This window comes from Acinetobacter legionensis, from assembly GCF_048551735.1.
In the GTDB taxonomy this organism is placed as follows: domain Bacteria; phylum Pseudomonadota; class Gammaproteobacteria; order Pseudomonadales; family Moraxellaceae; genus Acinetobacter.
The window spans coordinates 77,577-102,270 of sequence record NZ_JBIMBV010000005.1; the positions used below are offsets into that span (position 1 = coordinate 77,577).

The 24,694-nt window shown below is 37.8% G+C and carries 26 protein-coding genes; 14 read left to right on the forward strand and 12 right to left on the reverse strand.

What is annotated here, in order from left to right; all coding sequences use genetic code 11:
- Positions 1 to 53: 53 nt before the first annotated feature.
- From lpdA to sucD, 3 genes are all read left to right on the forward strand, one after another.
- Entirely contained in the window at positions 54 to 1,487 is a 1,434-nt protein-coding gene (lpdA, locus tag ACG9ZL_RS06035; RefSeq protein WP_419359419.1) for a dihydrolipoyl dehydrogenase, read from the forward strand.
- A gap of 168 nt (positions 1,488 to 1,655) precedes the next feature.
- A complete protein-coding gene (gene sucC / locus ACG9ZL_RS06040; protein WP_004717276.1) occupies positions 1,656 to 2,822 on the forward strand; it encodes an ADP-forming succinate--CoA ligase subunit beta in 1,167 nt (388 codons plus the stop codon).
- 12 nt (positions 2,823 to 2,834) lie between these two features.
- The gene (gene sucD, locus ACG9ZL_RS06045) at positions 2,835 to 3,725 is read left to right on the forward strand and encodes a succinate--CoA ligase subunit alpha (protein ID WP_004717274.1); all 891 of its coding nucleotides are present in this window, start codon (positions 2,835 to 2,837) and stop codon (positions 3,723 to 3,725) included.
- Positions 3,726 to 3,878: 153 nt separating this feature from the next.
- Here sucD and ACG9ZL_RS06050 read toward each other — a convergent pair whose 3' ends face one another.
- On the reverse strand, positions 3,879 to 4,640 hold the full coding sequence (locus ACG9ZL_RS06050) for a 3-oxoacyl-ACP reductase (RefSeq protein WP_419359421.1): 762 nt from the start codon (positions 4,638 to 4,640) through the stop codon (positions 3,879 to 3,881).
- 342 nt (positions 4,641 to 4,982) lie between these two features.
- Between ACG9ZL_RS06050 and ACG9ZL_RS06055 the strand changes: the two genes are divergently transcribed.
- Together ACG9ZL_RS06055 and ACG9ZL_RS06060 are read left to right on the forward strand one after the other, a co-directional pair.
- A complete protein-coding gene (locus ACG9ZL_RS06055) occupies positions 4,983 to 5,636 on the forward strand; it encodes a hypothetical protein (RefSeq protein ID WP_419359423.1) in 654 nt (217 codons plus the stop codon).
- Between the two features lie 137 nt (positions 5,637 to 5,773).
- Entirely contained in the window at positions 5,774 to 5,983 is a 210-nt protein-coding gene (locus ACG9ZL_RS06060; protein ID WP_336951784.1) for a hypothetical protein, read from the forward strand.
- Between the two features lie 420 nt (positions 5,984 to 6,403).
- On the opposite strand, the gene rsmD is transcribed toward ACG9ZL_RS06060, so the two are convergent.
- Together rsmD and mrdA are read right to left on the reverse strand one after the other, a co-directional pair.
- On the reverse strand, positions 6,404 to 6,952 hold the full coding sequence (rsmD, locus tag ACG9ZL_RS06065; RefSeq protein WP_419359508.1) for a 16S rRNA (guanine(966)-N(2))-methyltransferase RsmD: 549 nt from the start codon (positions 6,950 to 6,952) through the stop codon (positions 6,404 to 6,406).
- Positions 6,953 to 6,956: 4 nt separating this feature from the next.
- Positions 6,957 to 9,026, reverse strand: coding sequence for a penicillin-binding protein 2 (gene mrdA / locus ACG9ZL_RS06070; RefSeq protein WP_336951783.1), 2,070 nt, complete (start codon positions 9,024 to 9,026; stop codon positions 6,957 to 6,959).
- A 344-nt stretch (positions 9,027 to 9,370) separates the two neighbouring features.
- On the opposite strand from mrdA, the gene ACG9ZL_RS06075 reads away from it, so the two are divergent.
- The 4 genes from ACG9ZL_RS06075 (at position 9,371) to ACG9ZL_RS06090 (ending at position 12,330) form a co-directional block, all read left to right on the forward strand.
- Positions 9,371 to 9,910 carry a hypothetical protein gene (locus ACG9ZL_RS06075; RefSeq protein WP_419359425.1) on the forward strand — a complete coding sequence of 180 codons (540 nt, stop codon included), beginning with the start codon at positions 9,371 to 9,373 and terminating at the stop codon, positions 9,908 to 9,910.
- A gap of 60 nt (positions 9,911 to 9,970) precedes the next feature.
- Positions 9,971 to 11,287 (forward strand): DUF445 domain-containing protein, encoded by a 1,317-nt coding sequence (locus ACG9ZL_RS06080; RefSeq protein ID WP_004717262.1) that lies wholly within the window; start codon positions 9,971 to 9,973, stop codon positions 11,285 to 11,287.
- 83 nt (positions 11,288 to 11,370) lie between these two features.
- Positions 11,371 to 12,024 carry an adenylate kinase gene (gene adk / locus ACG9ZL_RS06085; RefSeq protein WP_004717260.1) on the forward strand — a complete coding sequence of 218 codons (654 nt, stop codon included), beginning with the start codon at positions 11,371 to 11,373 and terminating at the stop codon, positions 12,022 to 12,024.
- Between the two features lie 90 nt (positions 12,025 to 12,114).
- Entirely contained in the window at positions 12,115 to 12,330 is a 216-nt protein-coding gene (locus ACG9ZL_RS06090) for a hypothetical protein (RefSeq protein WP_004823188.1), read from the forward strand.
- Positions 12,331 to 12,985: 655 nt separating this feature from the next.
- On the opposite strand, the gene nth is transcribed toward ACG9ZL_RS06090, so the two are convergent.
- Positions 12,986 to 13,663: an endonuclease III gene (gene nth, locus ACG9ZL_RS06095; RefSeq protein ID WP_419359427.1), complete on the reverse strand. Its 678-nt coding sequence runs from the start codon at positions 13,661 to 13,663 to the stop codon at positions 12,986 to 12,988.
- Entirely contained in the window at positions 13,660 to 14,463 is an 804-nt protein-coding gene (locus ACG9ZL_RS06100) for an RnfABCDGE type electron transport complex subunit B (protein ID WP_336951780.1), read from the reverse strand. The genes nth and ACG9ZL_RS06100 overlap by 4 nt, the downstream gene beginning before the upstream one ends.
- A 345-nt stretch (positions 14,464 to 14,808) precedes the next feature.
- Here ACG9ZL_RS06100 and gdhA point away from each other — a divergent pair, with 345 nt between their 5' ends.
- Complete coding sequence (gene gdhA / locus ACG9ZL_RS06105) at positions 14,809 to 16,152, forward strand: NADP-specific glutamate dehydrogenase (RefSeq protein WP_336951779.1); 1,344 nt, start codon at positions 14,809 to 14,811, stop codon at positions 16,150 to 16,152.
- Positions 16,153 to 16,226: 74 nt separating this feature from the next.
- Here the strand turns inward: gdhA and ACG9ZL_RS06110 are convergent, their stop codons facing one another.
- The 4 genes from ACG9ZL_RS06110 to rlmH form a co-directional block, all read right to left on the reverse strand.
- Positions 16,227 to 16,643 (reverse strand): DUF4377 domain-containing protein, encoded by a 417-nt coding sequence (locus tag ACG9ZL_RS06110; RefSeq protein ID WP_336951778.1) that lies wholly within the window; start codon positions 16,641 to 16,643, stop codon positions 16,227 to 16,229.
- Positions 16,644 to 16,917: 274 nt separating this feature from the next.
- Positions 16,918 to 17,688 (reverse strand): DUF4377 domain-containing protein, encoded by a 771-nt coding sequence (locus ACG9ZL_RS06115; protein ID WP_336951777.1) that lies wholly within the window; start codon positions 17,686 to 17,688, stop codon positions 16,918 to 16,920.
- 166 nt (positions 17,689 to 17,854) lie between these two features.
- The gene (locus ACG9ZL_RS06120; RefSeq protein ID WP_004717246.1) at positions 17,855 to 18,631 is read right to left on the reverse strand and encodes a dioxygenase family protein; all 777 of its coding nucleotides are present in this window, start codon (positions 18,629 to 18,631) and stop codon (positions 17,855 to 17,857) included.
- Positions 18,632 to 18,757: 126 nt separating this feature from the next.
- A complete protein-coding gene (rlmH, locus tag ACG9ZL_RS06125) occupies positions 18,758 to 19,240 on the reverse strand; it encodes a 23S rRNA (pseudouridine(1915)-N(3))-methyltransferase RlmH (RefSeq protein ID WP_336951776.1) in 483 nt (160 codons plus the stop codon).
- A gap of 139 nt (positions 19,241 to 19,379) precedes the next feature.
- On the opposite strand from rlmH, the gene ACG9ZL_RS06130 reads away from it, so the two are divergent.
- The 3 genes from ACG9ZL_RS06130 (at position 19,380) to ACG9ZL_RS06140 (ending at position 21,919) form a co-directional block, all read left to right on the forward strand.
- Complete coding sequence (locus ACG9ZL_RS06130; protein WP_419359430.1) at positions 19,380 to 20,339, forward strand: M28 family peptidase; 960 nt, start codon at positions 19,380 to 19,382, stop codon at positions 20,337 to 20,339.
- A gap of 80 nt (positions 20,340 to 20,419) precedes the next feature.
- A complete protein-coding gene (locus ACG9ZL_RS06135; protein WP_419359510.1) occupies positions 20,420 to 21,319 on the forward strand; it encodes a tyrosine recombinase XerC in 900 nt (299 codons plus the stop codon).
- Positions 21,320 to 21,547: 228 nt separating this feature from the next.
- Positions 21,548 to 21,919, forward strand: coding sequence for a hypothetical protein (locus ACG9ZL_RS06140; protein ID WP_004717237.1), 372 nt, complete (start codon positions 21,548 to 21,550; stop codon positions 21,917 to 21,919).
- Position 21,920: 1 nt separating this feature from the next.
- Here ACG9ZL_RS06140 and ACG9ZL_RS06145 read toward each other — a convergent pair whose 3' ends face one another.
- From ACG9ZL_RS06145 to ACG9ZL_RS06155, 3 genes are all read right to left on the reverse strand, one after another.
- Entirely contained in the window at positions 21,921 to 22,472 is a 552-nt protein-coding gene (locus tag ACG9ZL_RS06145; RefSeq protein ID WP_336951774.1) for a GNAT family N-acetyltransferase, read from the reverse strand.
- A 133-nt stretch (positions 22,473 to 22,605) separates the two neighbouring features.
- The gene (locus tag ACG9ZL_RS06150) at positions 22,606 to 23,160 is read right to left on the reverse strand and encodes a GNAT family N-acetyltransferase (protein WP_336951773.1); all 555 of its coding nucleotides are present in this window, start codon (positions 23,158 to 23,160) and stop codon (positions 22,606 to 22,608) included.
- 24 nt (positions 23,161 to 23,184) lie between these two features.
- A complete protein-coding gene (locus tag ACG9ZL_RS06155; protein WP_336951772.1) occupies positions 23,185 to 23,679 on the reverse strand; it encodes an Lrp/AsnC family transcriptional regulator in 495 nt (164 codons plus the stop codon).
- A 116-nt stretch (positions 23,680 to 23,795) separates the two neighbouring features.
- On the opposite strand from ACG9ZL_RS06155, the gene ACG9ZL_RS06160 reads away from it, so the two are divergent.
- The gene (locus tag ACG9ZL_RS06160) at positions 23,796 to 24,401 is read left to right on the forward strand and encodes a LysE family translocator (protein WP_419359432.1); all 606 of its coding nucleotides are present in this window, start codon (positions 23,796 to 23,798) and stop codon (positions 24,399 to 24,401) included.
- Positions 24,402 to 24,694 lie beyond the last annotated feature (293 nt).

Genomic DNA, 24,694 nt, shown 5'->3' on the forward strand with positions numbered 1-24,694 from the left:
GAATAACAACACGAGTTTAGAGTGATCCTTTAAACTCGTTTTTGGAGATAAGCATGTCTCAGTTTGATTTAGTTGTAATCGGCGGTGGGCCAGGTGGTTATGAAGCGGCAATTCGTGCTGCTCAACTTGGTTTCAAAGTTGCGTGTATCGAAAAACGTGTACACAAAGGTAAGCCATCTTTAGGTGGTACTTGCTTAAACGTAGGTTGTATTCCTTCTAAAGCACTTTTAGATTCTTCTCATCACTATGAAGATACTCTTCATGGCTTAGATGTTCACGGTATTACAGTTGAAAATGTCCAACTTGATCTTCAAAAGCTTCTTGCTCGTAAAGACAAAGTTGTAGATAACTTAACTGGTGGTGTTGCTCAATTGCTGAAAGGCAATGGTATCGAGTGGTTACAAGGTACGGGTAAACTACTTGCTGGTAAAAAAGTTGAATTCACACCATTAGAAGGTGGTGATGTTCAAGTTTTAGAACCTAAATTCGTAATTCTTGCAACTGGTTCTGTACCTGTAAATATTCCTGTAGCAAAAGTTGATGAAGACCTTATCGTTGATTCAACAGGTGCTTTAGAATTCCAAGAAGTGCCTAAACGTTTAGGTGTAATTGGTGCAGGCGTAATTGGGCTGGAACTTGGTTCAGTATGGCGTCGTCTTGGATCTGAAGTTGTTGTGTTCGAAGCATTAGATGCATTCTTACCAATGGCGGATAAAGCGTTGGCAAAAGATTATCAAAAACTTTTAACAAAACAAGGTTTAGATATTCGTATTGGTGCTAAAGTTTCAGGCACTGAAGTGAATGGTCGTGAAGTGACTGTTCAATATAATCAAGCAGGCGAAGATAAAACTCAAACTTTCGATAAATTAATCGTTTGTGTTGGTCGTAAAGCGTATGCAGAAGGTTTATTGGCTGAAGATTCAGGCATTAAATTAACTGAACGTGGTTTGGTTGAAGTGAACGATTGGTGTGCAACGTCTGTTGACGGTGTATATGCAATTGGTGACTTGGTGCGTGGCCCAATGCTTGCGCATAAAGCAATGGAAGAAGGTGTAATGGCGGTTGAGCGTATGCATGGTCATGCTGCTCAAGTGAATTACGACACCATTATTTCAGTGATTTATACACACCCTGAAGCTGCATGGGTAGGTTTGACTGAAGAGCAAGCTAAAGAGAAAGGTCACGAAGTTAAAACCGGTCAATTCCCATTTGCTGTCAATGGTCGTGCTTTAGCTGCCAATGAATCTGCTGGATTTGTGAAGTTTGTTGCAGATGCAAAAACAGATCGTTTATTGGGTATGCATATCATTGGTCCTGGTGCTTCTGACATTGTTCATCAAGGTATGATTGCACTTGAATTTGTATCTTCTGTTGAAGATTTACAATTGATGACTTTTGGTCACCCAACTTATTCTGAAGTCGTTCATGAAGCAGCGCTTGCTGTTGATGGGCGTGCGATTCACGCGATTCAGCGTAAACGTAAATAACACAAAAAAGAGCGGTTTCGACCGCTCTTTTTACTTTTGATGGTTGTTTTTAATTGAATAATCATCTAAAAATAAAAGAACAAACTTTAATAAATGCCGATAGTTATTGTGATGGAAGTCTAATTATTGGTGTGTCATAACAATGTGAAAAGTAGTAAAAGGTAAAACATGAATCTACATGAGTATCAAGCGAAAACGCTGTTAAAAAAATATGGTATGCCAGTTCAAGAAGGCATTTTAATCACTACGCCTGAAGAAGCATCTGCTGCCTTTGAGCAAATTAGTGGCAAATTCGCTGTGATGAAGGCCCAAGTCCATGCAGGTGGTCGTGGTAAAGCGGGTGGCGTAAAAGTTGTTAAGTCAAAAGAAGAAGCAGCTGAATATGCAAAAAGCCTGTTAGGTACTCGTTTAGTCACATATCAAACTGATGCCAATGGCCAGCCTGTAAATAGTATCCTTGTTTGTGAAGATGTTTATCCTGTAGAACGTGAATTGTATTTAGGTGCAGTGGTCGATCGTTCTAGTCGTCGTGTGACATTCATGGCGTCTACAGAGGGTGGCGTAGAAATTGAAAAAGTTGCTGAAGAAACGCCTGAAAAAATTATTAAAGTCGAAGTAGATCCATTAGTTGGTTTATTGCCATTCCAAGCGCGTGATGTTGGTTTCCAGTTGGGTTTAAAAGATAAGCAAATCAGCCAATTTGTAACTATCATGACAGGCGCGTACAAAGCATTTGTTGAAAATGACTTTGCACTATTTGAAATTAATCCACTTTCCGTTCGTGAAAATGGTGAAATCTTATGTGTAGATGCCAAAGTCGGTATCGACTCAAATGCACTTTATCGTTTGCCTGAAATTGCTGCGATGCGTGATAAATCTCAAGAAAATGAACGTGAGTTAAAAGCATCTGAATTTGACCTCAACTATGTTGCTCTAGAAGGCAATATTGGTTGTATGGTAAATGGTGCAGGTCTTGCAATGGCAACAATGGATATCATCAAACTGTATGGTGGTCAGCCAGCAAACTTCCTTGATGTTGGTGGCGGTGCAACCAAAGATCGCGTCATTGAAGCATTTAAAATTATTCTTTCAGATTCATCTGTACAAGGTGTGTTGATCAATATTTTTGGTGGTATCGTACGTTGTGACATGATTGCTGAAGCGATTATTGCAGCGGTTCAAGAAGTAAATGTAACCGTACCTGTTGTTGTTCGTTTGGAAGGCAACAATGCGGAGTTAGGTGCTAAATTACTTGATGAATCAGGTCTAAAATTAATTTCTGCGAACGGCTTAGCTGATGCCGCAGAAAAAGTTGTTGCTGCTGTGAAAGCGTAAGGAGTATCAATCATGAGCGTATTAGTTAATAAAGACACAAAAGTATTGGTACAAGGCTTTACAGGTAAGAATGGTACATTCCATTCTGAGCAATCAATTGCATATGGTACAAAAGTAGTTGGTGGCGTAACACCCGGTAAAGGTGGTCAAACTCATATTGGTCTACCTGTTTTCAATACAATGCGTGAAGCAGTAAAAGAAACGGGTGCAAATGCAACATCAATTTATGTACCTGCTCCATTTGTACTAGATTCAATTGTTGAAGCAGTAGATTCTGGTATTGAGTTAATCGTGGTGATCACTGAAGGTGTGCCAACCTTAGACATGTTAAAAGCCAAACGTTACCTTGAAACTTATGGTAATAATGCACGTTTAATCGGTCCAAACTGTCCAGGTATTATCACACCGGGTGAATGTAAAATTGGGATTATGCCAGGGCATATTCATCAACCAGGTAAAATCGGGATCATTTCTCGTTCTGGTACATTGACTTATGAAGCAGTTGCTCAAACCACTAAGCTTGGTTTAGGTCAGTCTACTTGTATTGGTATCGGTGGTGACCCAATTCCAGGTATGAACCAAATTGACTGCTTAAAACTTTTCCAAGAAGACCCACAAACAGAAGCAATCATCATGATTGGTGAAATTGGTGGCAGTGCGGAAGAAGAAGCTGCTGAATATATTCAATCTAATGTGACTAAACCTGTTGTTGGTTATATTGCGGGTGTAACAGCGCCTAAAGGTAAGCGTATGGGTCACGCTGGAGCGATTATCTCTGGCGGTAAAGGTACTGCTGAAGAGAAGTTTGCCGCATTTGAAAAAGCGGGTATGGCATATACGCGTAGCCCAGCTGAACTTGGTTCAACTATGTTTGATGTCTTAAAAAAGAAAGGCTTGGTTTAATTTAATTTTTAATTTTTTAAGCTAAAAAATGGGAGCCAATTGGCTCCCATTTTTATTGGTTGTAGAGTATTAGTTGTAGATTCTTGATTGTTAGTATTTAACTTTGTAATCAAAATAAAAAAAGGGAATTTATATGAGATGGGTGATCTGTGATTAGCCTTTGACTAAACCACCATCCACAATCAAATTTTGTCCTGTTACAGCACGTGACCACGATGATAAAAACATCAGCACGGCATCTGCAAACTGCTCAGGTGTGGTGACTTCTTGTAAGGGCGTAGAGGCTGCGATTAAATCAAACACTTGATCAGGTGTTGCACTACTGGCATCAGTCTTACGTAATAGACCACCTGAAAGCATATTTACATTAATACCATACTGACCTAAATCATGTGAAGTGGTTCGAGTAAAAGCCAAAAGTGCTGCTTTAGCCGCAGTATAATCATGATAAGGAACCACAGGATTTTGCACGAGATTGGTTCCAATATTGATGATTCGACCAAAATGATCTTTTTTCATATCTTCTAGCGCAGCTTGGGTGGTGTTTAAAGCGGCTTTTACTGCACTGTCCAATTGCTGTTGCATACTGTGCCAGCTCAGTGTTTCAACTTTTGGACGTAGATCACCATCAAATTTAAATGCCAATAGTGCATTATTAATCACTGAAGTAATTGCATGTCCATAATGCAGTTTTGCCTTTTTAAACATCGTGTTGACTTGATCTGCATCGGTTACATCTGCTTTGTAAATAAAAACCTGTTCGGCATGTTCCTTAGCAAGTTGTTGTGCGGATTCTTCACTATTGAAATAATTCACCACAACTCTTGCACCTTCACGAATCAAAGCATGGGTAATTGCAAGTCCTAAACCACGTGCGCCACCAGTCACTAGAATAATTTGATCTCGTATTTCCATGTTCAAATCAACTCATTTGATATCAATTTAATTTTAGCACTTTTATCGATCAGACACTTCGATTGAGAGATGAGTTACAAAGTTTATCAATTGCACATACTCAAGATGAAAAATATAAAAAACATCTAGAGAAATTTAAGCATCTTAGTGGATTGATTACATATGAATATTCAAATAATTAAACTTTTTAAATCCTATTGATAAAATGATGGCTCAGAATGATAGTTAATTGGTTTAACATATTGATCATATTATTTATTATTAAAACGAAACGCATTTGATATTAGGTGTGCTTTAGCCATTCTGATCTATATGTAGGCTACAATTAGACTGATCATTTAAGTGACTTATAAACAAACAGAGGAGACAACCATCTTGTTTTATGATTGGTATAACTCCGATAAAAATCATGAATTGATTAGGCAAAACATGCGATCTATTTACCCGCTCAATTTAATGGTCATTTTTATATTTTTCATAAATTCAAATGTTTATGCTTTTGATGATCTGGAACTTATGGTAGAAGAGGCACAAAATCAACTTGTGGAATATCAAGATGAATTATTAGGACAACCAGATCAATTGCAAGATGAGCAATTATTTAAAATTGAAAATCAAGAAAATAGCCTAAGTGATACTAAAATGAGCATTGAGCGAAATGATATTTTTTTTGAACAAGACCAATTGCAAAAAAAGCTAGCAGAACAGCATGAGCATGAATTGGCAGATTATTCAATTTTAACCAATAAATTTTATGAAAATGAGCGTATTCGGGTGTTCAATTATACTGCTTACAATGTACAACAATTAAAGACATCATTGCTCAATCCTTCAAATGATAATCCTGCATCAAGTGAGCTTTATCTTTCTTTTGGTTATGGCATTGAATTTAAAATCAATGCTTTAAACAAAGTGGGTTATGAATACATCTCTAGTTTTCCTTATGATCGTGGGCAATTATTGCGTCTGTTTTGGATTAGAACGCTGACTTATTAACAATAAATATTTTATCGATCATTTTTATTACCATGAAGAAATCATGTTGGAAATACTACAACTTGAAACATAAGCTTGTTTAGCACTACACATTAAAAGACTAACTTAAACAAAATGAGATGAAGAGGTGAGTCATCATGTTAAACAAAGTTATTGTGTTGGGTGTAGTTGCTATTTCATTAACCGGCTGTATTGTTGCACCATTTGATGATGGTCATCGAGGTGGTCATGGTCGTTATGATCAGCGACATGATTCGGATCATCGCAGGGATCAGCATCGTGATGGTGATCGACATCGTTATGACCGAGATCGCAATGATCGTGACTGGAATTGGAAAGGACGTTAATTCTTTATCTTAAATATAAAAATGGGCAATGTATGCCCATTTTTTTCTATCTTGTTGTTTGAAAATATATGAATGAAGTAATTAGGGTCTGTTGACAATTCGTCTACGTTTGCGACTACAAGTGGTTTTTGGATGATACAAGGCAAGAACTATTAAACTTAATCATTCTAAATGATGAGAAACATCGTTTCGAAAGGTAACGACGTAGCGGTAAAAACTACTCTAGTCCCCACTGCGCCTTGCGCTGCAAACAAAGCAGTGCTTTGTTCTTGCTCAGGGTTGTGGCTAAAATTATCTCAGCCTACGTTATGAAACTCGAAAATAGTCTCGCTATTCTCTTCGTTTCCTGCTTTACGACGTATACGTCTCATGCTCAATTTTAACCTACAACGCAAGTCATTTATGAAATGTCTACAGACCCTATATTATTTTTTTAAATAAACCTGCTTGTACTACACCAGCTTTGGTTTGTTTCTGTAATTGCCATGTTGAGGGTAAATTCAGTTGATTTAAGCCACGATCTGCTTCTACATAAATCAATGCTTGATTAGATAAGTATTGATCCGCTTTTTGAGCCAGTTCATCCCATAAATTTAAACTATAGGGTGGATCTAAAAACATTAAATCAAACTGTTCATTTAAATTGGATAAGGCTTGTTGTGCTGTTTGTGTTTTTAGCTGACAGTTATCAGCTTTGAGCAACTGAATATTGTCTTTTAAAAATTTAGCTTGCGTGGCATTGGGTTCAATCATGATCACGTGCCTTGCACCACGTGAAAGTGCTTCAAATCCTAAAGCACCTGAACCAGCACAAAGATCTAAGACTTTGGCATTTTGAATATCCCACATGAGCCAGTTAAACAATGTTTCACGTACTCGATCAGGTGTGGGACGTAAACCATCGATATCAGCAAAAGGAAGAACTCGACGTTTCCATTCTCCACCAATAATACGTAATTGGTTTTTCACTTTATTATTCACTGATATCAGCCTCAGGTACAGGTGGAGGAGTGGGTTGCGTCGAAGTCGTACTATGACCTTGAGTTGGTATACGGTTTTGGGTAGCCGTATTGGTCTGCGTATTTGGCTTCGGTTTAGGCAAGGCATTTGGATCTGCTGCAAGGGAAACATCACCACTTGGCAGTTCACCCGGTTTGATGCCGGCTGTCATTAAGCCCCCACTGACTTGATGATTAAGCGGTACAATTGGATTCTTTTTGCGAGTTAGCAACCAGTAATCAAATACAGGACGAGCAATTTTGGCAGCAGAACCACCATGCTTACCATTTTCCCAAATCACGGCAATGGCAATTTCAGGATTTTCAGCAGGTGCAAAACCAACAAATAAACCGTGGTCTAATTGTCTTGATGTCAGTGCAGCTTCGTTATAGCGTTTGCCTTGCGCAATACTCTTCACCTGTGCTGTACCTGTTTTACCTGCGATTTGGTACATCGGTGTACGGATACCTCGGCCTGTACCAGTTTGAATAACATCAACCATTGCATCGCGCATTTTGACCCAGTCGTCATCCGTACCACTAAAGTTGATTTTTCCTGTCGGGGCATTGAGTACTTCATGCTTTTTCGCCCCTTTAGATTCACGTAATACGTGTGGGGTGACATGCGCACCATGGTTGGCCGTAATTGCCGTTGCCATAGCTAACTGTAATGGAGTGGCAGTAAATGCACCTTGACCAATACTGACAGAAATGGTTTCACCTTTGAGCCATTTACTCTTACGAGTACGCATCTTCCATTCAGGACTTGGATATAAACCTGTACTTTCGCTTGGTAAATCTACACCCGTTTTTTCACCGAAACCAAATTGACGCATCCATTCATTCATTCGATCTATACCCATCTGGTAAGACAAGATATAGAAGTAAGTATCACAAGAAACCACTATAGATTTATGTAAATTGACAGCGCCATGCCCAGTTTTTTTCCAGTCACGGAATTTATGTGAATCACCAGGTAAATGGAAATAACCAGGATCGGAAATTGTAGTTCCCCAATCCACAGTTTTAAAATGGATGCCACCTAAGCCTTCCATTGGTTTGATGGTAGAACCGGGAGGGTAAGTCCCTTGAACAGCGCGGTTATAGAGTGGTTGGTCTAAGTTGTCACGTAAAGCAGTATAGTCCGCATGCCCAATACCTGTCACAAATAAGTTCGGGTTGAAACTTGGGCTGGAAACAAGCGCTAATATTTCACCAGTGCGTGGGTCAATTGCGACGATTGCACCACGACGATCTTTAAGTTGTTCTGCTGCAATAGTTTGCAAACCATAATCCAATGAAAGATATAAATCATTGCCTCTGGTTGACTCTTTACGACCTAAATGGCGTAACACATTACCATGTGCATCAGCTTCAATCGATTCATAACCAGGAACGCCATGAAGTAATTCCTCATAAGATTTTTCTACACCAATTTTCCCGATTAGGTTTGTGCCAGCGTAACTATCTTTATCAATTGCTTTAAGTTCTTTATCGTTAATACGACCAACATAACCCACCACATGAGCAAACAATTCACCATGTGGATAATAGCGAGTCATTTGAGTTTCAATATCAACACCTGGAAATTGAAACTTTATTTCACTAAAGCGAGCAATATCTTGTTCTGTTAGATTTAGCTTTAAGGTAACACGTTCTGTTTTTTTAGAGGTTTTAATGCGGCTATTAAAACGGTCGATATCTTCTTGATTGAGATTTAAAATTGGAATCAAGCGCTTAACAGTGTCATCTATATCTTCGACATCGGCTTTGCTCAATGTTGCGGTAAAAACAGGGTAGTTATCTGCAAGTAAAATCCCATTACGATCATAAATATAGCCACGTGCTGGTGCTATAGGTTGTAGTCGAATTCGGTTTTTATCTGACGCTTCACTAAACTCTTGATGATGAAAAATTTGCAGATAAGCATAGCGTGCAACTAGAAGGCACATAAAAAATGAAACAATACCAATCGCAAAAAAGACACGACCACGGAAGATGCGTTTTTCTTGTTGGACATTTTTTAGAGGAAACTGCTGCTTCATACGTCGTCGGCTTTAGTACTTAAAGATGGGTGAATTTAGGGGTCAAACATTTTACCCTAGATTGCGTCTTAAAAATTAAAAAACACAAATAAGTCATCAAAATATATTTTAACTAAAAACTGTAATTGATTTTGTTTCTTAGATGAGACCGTTTACATTTCATTTGAAAAATACGCATCATTGTAAAGCTAGGCAAAATGTCAATAGCCCCTATATGGATTTGACCTTAGCGACATTAAATTTATAGTGTTTTGTATATGAGTGCTAAAATAATTCTGTTAAAGTCGAGCCTTAAGGATAAATATATTCGACCTAAGTTAAGATTAGGGATAATGGAGAAAATAATGAAAATAATCTTTCCCTTATTAATATTGGTTGCTGTCGGAAGTTTCGCGCACGCTGATGTTAAAGATTATTTGCCAGATATGAAGGGAATTTTACCAGAGGCAAAGTTTAAGCCTGAAGATGCTTCTAAATGGAATATCGGTGCGGGTGTAACACAACAGATGGTCCATGCAAATGGTGAATGGGTAAATCCTTATGGAATTGCCTATACTAAATTAGGTGTTTTTTATAATGGTGACCATGAGTTTGCAGGCCAAGTCGGTTATAGAATTCCTGTAGTATTAAATGGTAAAGATAAAAATGGCTTCTATGTAGGGGTCTATGGCGGAACACTTAAAAGCAAAAAAGTGGACGGAAGTGATGAAGTCCAATATGGTGGTGGTGCCGATTTATCTTATGTTTTATTGAATAAAGAGCGTATAAGTACATTTAGTGTGGGGATGGGTGCAGGTAGTGAACTTCATAATAAAAATGGAGATATGATCCTAGAGACTCGTCCACAAATACAATTTGCTTATACCTTAAGTGTCGGGTTCTAAAGTTTTATGATTTTATCTATATCCTTCGACCGCAAATAGAAATAAATACGAGAGTCATGCATGTTGGAATACGTTAATGGTTTGTGGCACGCTTTTACAGCTCGACCTGATCATCTTGCCATTTTAAGTATCATCCCAGTGACGGCCTTTGTAACGTGGGCGCACGTTTGGATGGCACTGAAAATGGTATTTTATCCAATCACGTTTTGGGGATTTCATATTGGTCCCTTACCTGTAGGATGGCAAGGGATTGTGCCACGTAAAGCTGGGCGAATTTCAGGAATTATTACAGACAATACATTATCCAAACTAGGTTCTTTGCGTGAGTTTTTAGATGCAATGGACCCTGAAGATATGGCTCGGATTATCGGTGAACAAGTCGGTTTCGAACTTGAGCATTTGATTGATGAGGTGATGTTAGATCGTAATGCTGTTTTGTGGGAAAACCTACCTTATTCGATTAAACGGCGAATTTATGGTCAAGCGCATAAACAATTGCCGGGTGTTTTAAGAGAACTCGTGACCGAGCTGACTATGAATGTCGAGTCACTGGTCAACATGCGAGATATGGTCGTAACTCAAATGGAAGGCGATCGCCGTTTGATGGTCCGTATGTTTTTAAAAGTTGGACAAAAAGAAATTAACTTTATTTGGCATATTAGTGCGGTCATTGGCAGTTTCTTTGGTATTTTTCAAATGTTTGTCTATGTATTTGTTCCTCAACATTGGACTGTACCTTTCTTTGCTGCAGTCTGGGGCTTTTTAACCAACTGGATTGCAATCTGGATGGTTTTCAATCCTGTAGAGCCACATTATGTACGCTATCCACAATTTTTTGAACGGACAAAAGATCGAAAATTTCCATGGATTAAACCTGTTATTCCAAGAATTGGCACTTATAATGTTCAAGGTGCGTTTATGAAACGCCAAGAAGAAGTGTCAGATGTTTTTGCAAGTGTCGTCACTGAAGATTTGATTACATTAAAGTCAATCATGACTGAAATGATGTACGGTCCTAAGAAAGAAAAAACCCGTCGTATTGTAAAGCGTCATATTAACGAAATTATGGAAACTCCATTGGTTCGTACCTCTTTACAATTGTCTTTAGGACTAAAAGAGTATGCAAAACTCAAGACAGACTTGATTGATCGGTCAATTGAAATTACGATGGTGCCTGTTTGCGACCCTGCGTTTAATGCGAGCCGTGCACAGAAAATTTTTCAGATGTTTAAAGAGCGGATCAGAGAGTTAACCCCAAAAGAGTTTCAAAACTTGTTACGTCCTGCATTTCAGGAAGACGAATGGATTTTGATAGTACTCGGTGGTGTGACTGGATTTTTTGCTGGTCTAATACATTTATTTGTGGCTTTCTTATAAATTTGATGCCATTACGATGATAAGTTTTAATTTGTCATGGCAAACGGTATCATACATATTGTTTTAAATGAGGATGTTTTTTTATGCGCATTATATTACTCGGACCACCTGGAGCAGGTAAAGGTACACAAGCTCAGTTGATCTGTAAGCGCTACAATGTCCCACAAATTTCAACCGGTGATATGCTCCGTGCTGCAATTCGTGAAGGTACTGAATTAGGTCTTAAAGCTAAAAGTGTAATGGAATCAGGTGGTTTAGTATCTGATGAGCTTATTATCGGTTTAGTGAAAGAACGTATTGCACAACCTGATTGTGTAAATGGTTGTATTTTCGATGGTTTCCCACGTACGATTCCTCAAGCTGAGGCTTTAGAGAACGAAGGGATTAGCATTGACCATGTGATCGAAATTGAAGTGCCAGACGAAGAAATCGTAAAACGTCTTTCTGGTCGTCGTCAGCACCCAGCATCTGGTCGCGTTTATCACACGATTTATAACCCACCGAAAGTGGAAGGTAAAGATGATGAAACTGGCGAAGATCTTGTGCAACGTCCAGATGACGAAGAAGCAACGATTCGTAAGCGTTTAGGCTCTTATCATAATGAAACTGAACAGCTTGTTGGTTTCTATCAAGGGCGTGCAGCTTCTGGGGAAAATGCACCGACTTATAATAAATTGAACGGTTTACGTCCAATAGAAGATGTCCAAAAAGATTTATTTGCGATTTTAGATAAATAAGACCGCATTCAAAGCATTTTTTTAAGCTTTGACAATAACAGAGACCTGATTCATATTAGGTCTCTTTTTTTTGCAAGAGTGGCGTAGAGAGTGAAGTTTGTATTAATTGCCTTGGTCATTTTGAGTATATTGCTTCTTTTGGGCTTATTGTATATGAGCTTTAAATTACTACGCAAAGCACAAAAAGAAGAGCTTCAGCAACGCCGTGAAATGAGAAAATCAGGTAATTACCAAGTGCATCCACAGGTGGCTGAAGAGTGGAAACGGCTTGAAAAGTTAAAGAAAGATTTGGAAAATAAAAAGTAAAATAATTAGGGAGATGAATGCTGAGGATAAATTCATCCTTATCTATCATCGCGCTTCATTCTTCCAAATTAATGAATTTAACGGATGAATTTTTATGATTGAGATGTGTAAGCAATTAATTCTAAGTATTTTGTTTATCCATCTACATGTTAAATTCACAGCATTCATATTATATGAAGACTGTCTAAATGAAATTGATTGCCTAACAGCACATCTTAGCGAATATTTAGAGCCTATTCATTTTTCAAAGGGGACTTTGCTGAACATAGGCGAAAAGTATCAAGGCTCGGAGAATTGGGACAATTGGTATTTCTGCACAGTTGACAATGGATTAGAGGGGGGTGCTACTCAAATCATTGAATGGATCAATAAGCATCAAGGCGCCATGCAATAGCAGATTACACAGCGAAAGAACTCAATGTAGATCATGGCGATCTATTGGTTGGAGAAGAACAACTAAATGGCTGGATTTGGTGTAGCAGATTATCTGATGATCAGTCTGGCTGGGTGCCCTTAGAGGTGTTAAGTCAGATTTGATTGAGAACTATTTTAAGATGCTAGCTGTTTCTTCGGAAAATAGCTTCCTCAGGAAAATGACAAAGCCTGATTTTAATTAAATGATGATTATGCTTTGCTAAAATCTCTCGTTTATTCGCTACTTTGTTTTGACTTCGCGTACAGCGCCAAATTCATATTTATCAGGCCAATTACAAACATCTGACACAATACATTCATGGCATTTCGGTTTCCGTGCAATACAGCAATATCGCCCATGTAAAATTAACCAATGATGCGAGTCTATAATAAATTCTTTTGGAATCATTTTGATTAGACGATGCTCGACCTCAAGTACATTTTTTCCTACAGCAAGTCCAGTACGATTGCCAACTCGGAAGATATGCGTATCTACAGCCATTGTAGGCTGACCAAAGGCGGTATTCAGCACAACATTGGCAGTTTTGCGTCCTACACCGGGTAAAGCCTCTAAATCAGCACGATTATCTGGAACTTGGCTATTGTGCTTCTCAATCAGAATTTTACAGGCTTTAATCACATTTTCAGCTTTGGCATTATATAAACCAATGGTTTTAATATATTGTTTTAAACCGTCTACACCCAATGCATAAATCTGTTCAGGGGTATTGGCGACAGGAAATAACTTATCAGTGGCTTTGTTGACACTTATATCTGTGGCTTGAGCCGATAAAGTAACAGCAACAAGCAACTCAAATGGGTTTGAGTAATTGAGTTCTGTTTTCGGATTTGGGCGTTGCTCGCGTAATCTTTCAAAGAAAATCTGAATCTGCTTTTTGGTCATATTCTTTACAGTCATGATGCATCCTCTTGCAAAACAGATAACTGTTGAATCAATTCATTTAATTGATGTTGCTTATTTTCATCTGCTCGAACACTCAATTGTTTCTCTAATTTTTTAATTTGAGTTCGCAACTTAGCCAATTGAATGGTGGTTTTAGCATCTGTAACAATTGGATTTTTTATTATGGGTTGGTTGATTTCAATTGTAGGTAAAGCCTGACTTTGCTGTGTTATTTGTGCAAAGAGTTCAGTGTCAATTTCTGCACGAACCACAGGGCCTTTACGATGGATGCGTAGCTTTTCTTCACGTTGAATATGGGCATAGTAACGACCACGTAAGTCATTTTGTTCTAAGAAACGTTGTTCGTCATTTGGAATAGGCTGGATGTCTTCAACTAAATCGATGCAATCTACTGGGCAAGGAGCAATACATAGTTCACACCCAGTGCATAAATCTGTAAGTATGGTATGCATTAGTTTACCAGAACCAATAATGGCATCTACAGGGCAAGCACTGATGCATTTGGTGCAACCGATACATTCATCTTCACGAATAATAGCTTTCATGCGTTGTGGGCGGCCATCGCTTTGAATTGGCCAGACACTTGGTTCAGCAACGAGTTTATTGCGATTGAGTATATCAGCAAGCGCATCTGCAACAGGTTGCCCACCTGGCACACATTTATTGGCTGCTTCACCTTTTTCTACAATAGATTTTGCATAAGGTAGACACCCATCACGGTGACCACAGAGTCCACATTGTGTTTGTGGCAAAATAGCATCTATTTGCTGAATGAAGGAAAGCGATGAATTCATGTGAATAAAACTTTAAAGAAAAATGAACAAATACTTGGTAAAAGCGAAGAATATTTTGCAATTTTAGCATGTTTTACAGTGAAAATCTTTGCTCTAATTTGGCGCTAAAAATGCGCTAATTTAGATCAAAATATTGAATAATTTTTGTTTAAAAACGCCAACAAATTGACATTTTATTTGGGGTTGATTAGAAATTATCATATTGAATTTAAATATTATTTGAAAAAACATTTGAAAAAAGGTTGTGGATTATATACAAAAGGGATTAAATACTTTGCGCCAAAATTTATCATTTTATTAAAAGGGTTGACCTTTTTTGTATCATTTTCTGCTGAGGAATGAGCGTTGAAATATAATAGCCTGAATGACTTTTTAAATTACGTTAAAGCACGTGATCCAAATCAACCAGAGTTTTTACAAGCTGTGGAAGAAGTTATGACCAGTTTGTGGCCATTTATTGAGAAAAACCCAGAGTATGCTGAGCACGGTTTGCTTGAACGTCTTGTTGAGCCAGAACGAGCGATTCAATTCCGGGTTTCATGGGTAGATGACAAGGGCCAAACTCAAGTTAACCGTGCTTTTCGTGTTCAATATAATTCTGCTATTGGTCCATTTAAAGGCGGCATGCGGTTTCACCCATCTGTAAACCTTTCTATTTTAAAATTTTTAGGTTTTGAGCAAACGTTTAAAAATGCTTTGACTACACTACCAATGGGTGGCGGTAAAGGTGGTTCTGATTTTGATCCGAAAGGCAAGTCAGACGGTGAGATCATGCGTTTTTGCCAAGCATTAATCATCGAACTATACCGACATCTAGGTTCAAATACTGATATTCCAGCAGGGGATATTGGTGTGGGTGGCCGTGAAGTGGGTTACATGGCGGGTATGATGAAAAAGCTCAGTAACGACACTTCGTGTGTATTTACGGGTAAAGGTTCATCATTTGGTGGTTCTTTGGCTCGCCCAGAAGCAACTGGTTTTGGTACAGTTTATTTTGCTGAAGAAATGCTAAAAACTCGCGGTGAAAGCTTTAAAGATAAAACTGTGGTGATTTCAGGTTCGGGCAACGTTGCGCAGTTTGCTGCAGAAAAAGCTATTTATTTAGGCGCGAAAGTGGTTTCATTGTCTGACTCAAATGGCACGGTACATGTAAAAAATGGCTTTACCAATGAGCTTCTTGCCGAAGTGATGGAACTTAAGAACGTAAAACGTGGACGTATTTCTGAATTTGCTTCAAAACACGGTTTTGAATATTTAGAAGGTCAACGCCCTTGGTCAATTCAGTGTGATATTGCATTGCCATGTGCAACTCAAAATGAATTAAATGAAGAAGATGCAGATGTACTTCTTGCCAATGGTGTAATCTGTGTTGCTGAAGGTGCCAATATGCCTTCAACACTAGAAGCTGTAGAAAAATTTGTAGAAGCAAAAATTCTTTATGCGCCAGGTAAAGCGTCTAATGCAGGTGGTGTTGCCACCTCTGGCCTTGAAATGTCACAAAATTCGATTCGTTTGGGGTGGACATTTGAAGAAGTGGATGAGCGCTTACATGCGATTATGAAAGAAATTCACCGTAACTGTGTGAAGTATGGTACTCAAGCAGATGGCACAGTGAACTATGTAAATGGTGCAAATATTGCTGGTTTTGTAAAAGTTGCAGATGCAATGTTGGCGCAAGGCGTGTTCTAATTTCTGTTTGATTTTGAACTTAAAACCGATGCTTTTGCATCGGTTTTTTCTGAGCAATTAAAACAGTGACAAGCTTATTTTTTAGGAATCGTTTCAACAACTGAATCGAGCTCATATTGGTATTGAGACTGATCAGCGGCCGGATTGACAATTTCTGTGCGCTTGACCTTAATAATTTGATAAGACTTTGAATTATGGGTAAAGCCGTCAATAGAATCATAAAAATAACTCGCTTCTTTTTCGCTATAATTTTTTTGACCAGTTTCGCTTATTGTCAATTCACGGACTAAAAAACAGGTTTGTGGTGCAACACCAGTACAGGGTCGAATTTCAGGACTGACTTCTAAAAAAATAATTTGTGGTTGAACTGTTGTATTTGAAATTTGGGTCTCTATATGTGCAGGCGTCGGAACTTTTTGAGTTGTAGATTCTTCGCTACATGCTATGACGAGCAACGGTAAGAGCAGTAAAATGCTTGATTTGTGATTCATAGTTTTACCTTTATCGATCTTCCTAAATTAAAAATGTGCTTTCATGCAATGACTATTGATTGCTTAAGTTTCTATTATTGAGTGTTTAAATTCACTGTTATTTAACTATTGTGCAGTGTTTGGGGCTTTGCATCGATTAAAATTAAAAGGTAGACCTTAAGGTAGAAATGTTTTGATTATCTGGTTGAAAAAGCATGAAGCTGAATTAAATCTATATGTTTATATAAGTAGCTAAAATGAAAAGCTGAAGTTGAACTTCAGCTTTTCTATACAATTATTTTAAAGTTTCACGTTCGATAATCATGTCTTGGACATAAGCGTATTTAGACTGATCAGCCGCTGGGTTTTTAATTTCATAACGTTTTACACGAACCACTTGACGTTCAGCAGGGCTATGAGTAAAGCCTTCGATATCGTCATAGAAATATGTCCAATCTTTATCTACTTGCGTTTTTACACCATTATCAGCATATTTGATTTCGCGTACTTGTAAGCACTGCATTTTTCTTACACCAGCAGAACATTCTTTGGTTTCTGGGCTGATTTCTAAGAAAATTGTTTCACCTTGGCTTTGGTATTTAGTTTCAGGTGTCATTTTACCAGTAAATACAACTTTACCGCCTGTCGCATTTACCAAGGTAAGCGTTGGGTTTTCAGTATTTGCTGTATCAAGTACAAATGCTGTTTTATTCGATTGGAACAATGCCGCAGCAAAACTTTCCTGTTTCATTAATTCAGGGGAACACATCATGTTTGTTGAGGCGATATTTCCTGTTACTAATAAACCATTCTCAACTTTAGCACTTGTCATTAGTCGGTTACAGCCAGTTGCAACATTTAAACGTTGGTCTGCAAAGTTAAGTACGATGGGTTGCTTGGTATCTGCTGGTTGATAAGACCATTGATAAGCATTTAATGTTTGCTCTGCATTACCTTGTTGTTGTAATACTTTCACTGCGGTATCACCCAATTTTTGAATATCGCCAGATTGGCAAGCCGCGAGGGCTAAAGGAAGTACAGCTAATGCTAAATATTTGAATTTCATATTCTATTCACGTTTTAAAAAACTATGCATAGGATAAACCATGAAACACTAAAAGATATGGATACAATTTATTAATTCGGTTTCAATATGTATCCATATAACTAAAAGTTAAACAATAATTAACAAATTTTTATTATTCCAACTAAATTTTGATCAATTAGGTTCTTTAGTCAAAACGATAAATATCCATACCTAGCGCACCCATTGAAAAACTACTGTGGACAATACTAAAGCGGTGACCAGTGCCCATTGCAAAGAACAGAGGTGCAAAGTGTTCAAGTGTTGGGTGATTCTTCTGTAGATAAGGAATGCTATCCCATTCCAATACAGCATCATAATTACTATGATTGAGTTTGCTCACCACATAATTTCTAAATGTAGATGCCCATTCCGGGACATTCTCATCTTTGCCGTTCCATGACAATTCTCTTAAATTGTGAGTGATGCTACCTGAACCAATCAATAAAATTTGTTTTTCACGGAGTGGGGCAAGTGCTTGACCAATTTGGTAGATTTGATCAGCATGCATATTCATAGGTAAAGAAATTTCAATGACTGGAATATCTGCCTCAGGGTACATATGTAATAAAGGCATCCATACGCCATGATCACGTGGTCGAGTACTATTTGCATGTGCAGGAAGATGTGCTTCAGCCAAGAGATGCAAAATTTCTTCCGCTAATTCAGGATTTCCTGGTGCGGGATAGCGAATCTCATACAGCGCTTGAGGAAAACCACGAAAGTCATGCCATGTTTCAGGGCGTACACCTGTATTGACTTCTAAAGCCTCACTTTCCCAATGGGCAGACATCACCACGATGGCTTGTGGTTTTGGCAAATTTAGACCAAGACGATGTAGAGCAGGACCGACTTGTTCAGGATCTAGCGCAAGCATGGGAGAGCCATGTGAAATGAATAAACCTGGGAGTGTTTGTAAGTTCATATCTTTGTGCCTAAATGATCATTAAATACAGCGTGAATTGCCCATTCTAGCTAAAATGTATGCTCTCAATAAGCCTTTTATTTCAACAGACTGTTTCATCAATGCAACTTTTGCCCAATTACATGACTAGCCTGCACGATGATACGGATGATTATGATTAATACTCATCGCACGATAAAGTTGTTCAATCAGCATAACCCGAACCAATGGATGGGGCAGAGTTAGTTTTGACAGTGACCAGTGCCAAGCAGCAGCTTTTCGCACGGCTTCAGAATGCCCATCTGGTCCGCCAATGGCCAGTGCAACATCATTACCTTCAAGCATCCAGCCTTTCATGGTTTCAGCCAGCTTTTCAGTACTAAATTCACGTCCGCCTACTTCAAGTGCAATCAATACTTCATTGTGTTTCAGTTGGCTGAGAATACTATCACCCTCAATTTGGCGATATTTTAAAATATCTGCTTCTGAATCATTTTTGCCACGCTTTGCCATCGGGAGTTCAATAATTTGCGTCTGTACAAAAGGTTGGATTCTTTTGAAGTAATCTTCAAAACCAGTTAATACCCAAGCAGGCATTTTTTGACCAATGGTCAGAATACGGATTTTCATATTAACAATTTCTAACGTGGTAATTGCATCATTATAGCGCGATATTGGTTATTCTCAGGCGTACAACAAGAACTGAATGTCTAACTGCTGTTTTTTTAAATTATAGCTATACCAACACGCTTTTAAATTGGATTTATACATGCAAATAGGTTATCCAAATTTTTTAAATTTAAATTATCTTTTCATTATATTGCTCAGCTGTGTGCTTTCAACATGGAGTGTAGCCGCAGAACAACGCTATGATCAGCAAGCTGAACCTGATCGTTTAAACAGTTATTTACAACAAGTGATTCACCCACAAGCGTTTCGAAATTATCAAAATATTCAAGAGCTCGATCGAGTTGCGGCTTTCATTAAACAACAACTTGAACAGTTTGCGATTCCTTGTGAATACCAGCCTTATCAAGTCAAAGGCAAAACTTATCGAAATGTAATATGTCACTTACAAATGGGGCACGCCAAAAAAGTGATTCTTGGTGCCCATTATGATGTTTATGGGAATTTCAAAGGTGCTGATGATAATGCTTCTGGTGTGGTGGGGCTGATTGAGACAGCGCGAATTTTGGCAGTCAATAAAGCCAGTCTTAAACAGAATGTTGATTTTGTCTTTTATACTTTGGAAGAACCTCCGTATTTCCGTACTGAACATATGGGGAGTTATATTCACGCACAATCCATTTTAAAACAAAAAGATCAAATTCAAGCGGTGTATATTTTGGAAATGATTGGATATTTTGACCATAAAAATGTTCAGGATTATCCATCCGGATTAGCTCTGTTTTATCCCAAACATGGAAATTTTATTGGCGCAGTGAGTAATTTCACTTCACGTGGATTGGGTGAAAAATATTGTGATGCCATGAAAGCGTTAAAACGCCTTGATTGTCAAAGATTGATAGCGCCATCATTTGTACAAGGCGTGGATTTCTCAGATCATTTGAATTATTGGCGTTTCGATATACCTGCTATTATGATCACAGATACGGCTTTTTTTAGAAATAAGCATTATCATACCCAAGACGATACTGTTGAAAAACTCAATTTAAATAAGATGGCAGAAGTCATTAATGGTGTGGTGTATACAGTTTTACAAGACTGATATTTTTCAATCAGGTTATATCATTTGCTATTTTGATCAAAGGAGAGCTTATGCAATACGGTGCAATGCAATTGCTCTCGATGTGGATTAAGGATCGGAAAATACAGAATCAATCGGTACATACCTTAGAAGCTTATTTCCGAGATGTGGCTAACTTTATTGACTTTTGCTATGACAAGCAGATGGAGTTAAAACAAGTCGAAGCTACTGATTTAAGAGAGTATGTGGCTTATCGTGTCGAAAAAGATCAGCTTTCAACCAGTAGTTTACAACGGCATTTAACTTCAATTCGTCAGTTTATGAAGTGGGCTAAACAGGGTGGTTATTTAGAAATCAATGCAGCTGATGATTTTCAGATAAAGCGGCAAGCTCGACCATTACCAGGGATGATTGATATTGAAACGGTCAATCAGATTATGGATCAGCCCGAGCCTGAAAAGCCTGGAGAAAAGCAGTTGTGGTTACGAGATAAAGCTATTTTGGAATTGCTCTATTCCAGTGGCTTACGCTTGGCGGAAGTGCAAAGTTTAACCATACGGGATATTGATTTTACCCGCCATTTATTGCGTATCACGGGTAAGGGGAATAAAACTCGAATTGTACCTTTTGGGTCTAAAGCGAGAGAGAGTCTGATTGAATGGTTAAAAATTTATCGAATCTGGCAGGGGGAGTTTAGCCCTGAGTCTTTGGTATTTATTACCCAACGCGGCACAAGTATTACCCCACGTCAGATTGAAAATCGAGTCAAATATCAAGCACTACGTGCAGGGGTAAATGTTGATTTACACCCACATTTATTGCGCCACTGTTTTGCAAGCCATATGTTATCCAATAGTGGAGATCTGCGTGCAGTGCAAGAAATGCTAGGACATAGCAATTTAACCACGACACAGATTTATACCCATGTCGATTTTGATCATCTGGCACAAGTCTATGATCAAGCGCATCCAAGAGCTGCTGCATCGAAAATAAAAGATTGACCTTGCATATAAGGCTTTATTAAGCGTTGATCTTTGTATTTTGTAATGAATAGACCTGCTGAGAAGTACTGTTAGTTTTTGATAAAATGCACAGCGCTTAAACACATTTAGCACAGAAAAAAGTCGAATAGATAATTGTTTTTAAAAATGCTCTCATGTATATCTAGGTTTCGTATTTATTCAATACATTTCTATTGATTCAATTTTGCAGAAAAATTAGGTCTTTCAATGATCCCTGAACTTGAACAAAAATATAAGCAACTGACTGACGCTCAAAAAGAAATTTTTAAGGGCTATGGCTTACGCCAAATTAAACATTTTGTAGAATTCAGCCTTCCCAAAATTGAGGCAACGTTACCGCAAGAAGGAAAAGTATTGGGTATCAATGCTGAGGGTAAAGTTCAAGCTGTAAATACAGCAACTAATCAGACCTATTTATGGATATCAGACCAACAATGGCAAGCGGCCCAAACAGTGTCTAATCATATTGATTTAAAAGAAGACTTTATTGAGATTTGGCAAGTGCTGGAGCTCAAAAATCAAGATTTGATTGATTTAAGCCATATTCATCGTGATTTTTTAGCAAGCATGGCGAAATAGTTCAATACTCAAATTGAAAATCTTGTTTTTGGATTCGATAGAGCTTCTCTTCATGTAGTGGATGGTGCTCATCAAAATCAGGATGCAGAAAGTCATGAGAAAAGCTCATTCCAATTTTTTTCATGACATTTTGCGACGCAAAATTATGTTTAGATGTAAATGCAACAATTTCTTGAAAATTCAGTTCTTCAAATGCAAATCTTAGACAAGCTTGAGCTGCCTCAGTTGCATAGCCTTTATTCCAAAATTTTGGATCAAGCCGCCAGCCGATTTCTATACATGGTGAAAATTCAAATTTTGAGGGTTGTTGATGTAGTCCCACACATCCAATAAATTCTTGGGTTTCAATCAATTCAACAGCCCAAAGTCCCCAGCCTTTGATTTCTATTAAATATTTAATCTGATTTGCCAGTTCGTCACTTTGCTCACGATTTAAAATTTTTGGGAAAAATTGCATCACTTCAGGGTTTGCTGTGATTTTTGCAAATGCATCGTAATCAGAAGCTTGCCATTGTCGAAGTAAAAGACGATCTGTACATAATTCATAAATCATTTTTATTGAATATCCTGATTAAAGCACTACTTAAGTAGAAGAGGGGAGAATTTTTAGCGTATTGCCTCAGTCAAATTTTCACCTATGATATATAATTTTACATCGTCTAAGATAATCCGCATATTGACCAGCGTTACAGCTTTGGATTTTGTATACGGTAAAGTACATGTTCAGCCAAAGCATGGTTTTTGTCTAAAACGGGATGCATAAAGTTCTCGACATAATCCATACCAAGTCGTTGCATTACTTTTTCCGAAGCTTGATTCAGTACAGTTGTGAACGAAACAACCTGTTCCAAAGCCAATTTTTCAAATGCAAACTTTAAACATTGCTGAGCGGCTTCCGTTGCATAACCTTGATGCCAATATTGCTGTGCCAAGCGCCAACCAATTTCAACACAAGGAGAGAAAGTAAATTTTTCCGCTTGATTGGCTAGACCCACAAAACCGATAAATTGCTGATTTTCTTTTAACTCAACCGCCCAAAATCCCCAACCATATTCAGTAATTGTGTCTTGAAATCGACCTGCCAAAAGGTCACTTTCATTTTTTGACAAGGCCGCTGGAAAATACCGCATAACATCTGGATCAGCATTTAAATCTGCAAAAACATCAAAATCACGAACTTGCCATTGTCTAAGAATAAGTCTAGGTGTTTCTAATTGAACGGGGGGAGTAAATGTTTTCATATTCACCTAATGCGTATTTTTGAATTATAAATCTTCAAGAGGTAGCTGAAAGCTTTGTTTAATGATTTGACTTGGGACATCGGTTTTTACACTGGTAATACCATTCTTCTTGGTCAAATGTGTCGACTGAAATTTACGGTAGCTTTCTAAATCGGGGACGACCACTTTTAACATCGCATCACATTCACCCAGAATAATATAACACTCCATGACCTGAGGCAGTTCTTTCATTGCTTCAATAAAGGTATCAATGGTTTCAGCATCTTGTCCTAACAGCCAGATTCTTGAGAATAGTATCAATTGAAATCCAATTTTTTGTGGATCCACCACTGTTGTATAGTTTTGGATGACTTTAGCTTCTTCTAAGAGTCGAATTCGTCTCAGACATGATGAGGGCGAGAGCCCAATCTCACGAGCCAAATCATTATTTTGGATTCGGCCATTGGCTTGTAAAGCCCGAATGATATTTTTATCAATACGATCTAGTTTGATTAGAATAGTCTTAGATGAAATTTTCATAAATTAGAATTTAATTCGAAAAATAATCATTATTATAGAATATTTGAAATCCTATTTTAAGCATTTTAAAAGATACTGTTTTCTTCTCGCAGTCAAACTTCAGAAAGGGAAAAGAGATGTCTGTATTTGTACTTTTTGCCTTAACGGTACTTCCGTTAATTTTCACACCAGGACCAGATATGTTATTTATCCTGTCACAAGTGATAGGTAAAGATGCGAAAGCAGGCATGATGGCGACAATCGGTATTTGTTCTGGCTATCTGGTTCATTCGATTCTGGTTGCGCTTGGAATTGCTGCAATTATTGTTTCATTCCCAGTATTGTTTGAGACGATTCGATATTTGGGGATCGCCTATTTATTGTATTTGGCATTTCATTTGATTAAATCAGTATTTAGCCAAAAGACATTACGTATTGAACAGAAAGCAGTTTCAAATCCTATTCGCAAAGGCTTTGTTACAGCATTGTTGAATCCAAAAGGCATGTTGATCTATTTTGCGATTTTGCCACAATTTATCGATAAATCAGGCAACACCGTGTTTCAAGGCTTGGCTTTGTCAGCAATTTTTATTGCTTTGATTTTCTTGGTGTATTGTGGTTTGAGTCTTTTGATTGCTCAATTGACCAAAAAGCAGCACATCAATGAGCGTAAGCAAAAATGGATTGATGGTGGTTCAGGGACTTTGTTGACTATTGCAGCCGCATGGTTATTGGTAAATTAATCCAAGCAGAAACAAACGGGTAATTCTGAAAAGAAGCCCGTTTTTGTATATTTAGTATTTTGTTACAAGTTTAATGCCAAAAAGTTCACAAATTTAATCAATAAACATACTTAGAAAAATTGCTGATTCTGTCTAAAATGACAGAGTGTAGCAGTATCGATGAACGGGTGGTGTCATCCCTTTGATTGATTGATAATTTATCTTAATTTTTTTGATTATTTATACAGAATCTATACAAATAATGTTATTTATCAATATATAAATATTGTCGAAATAGTAGCCTTATGTGTCTA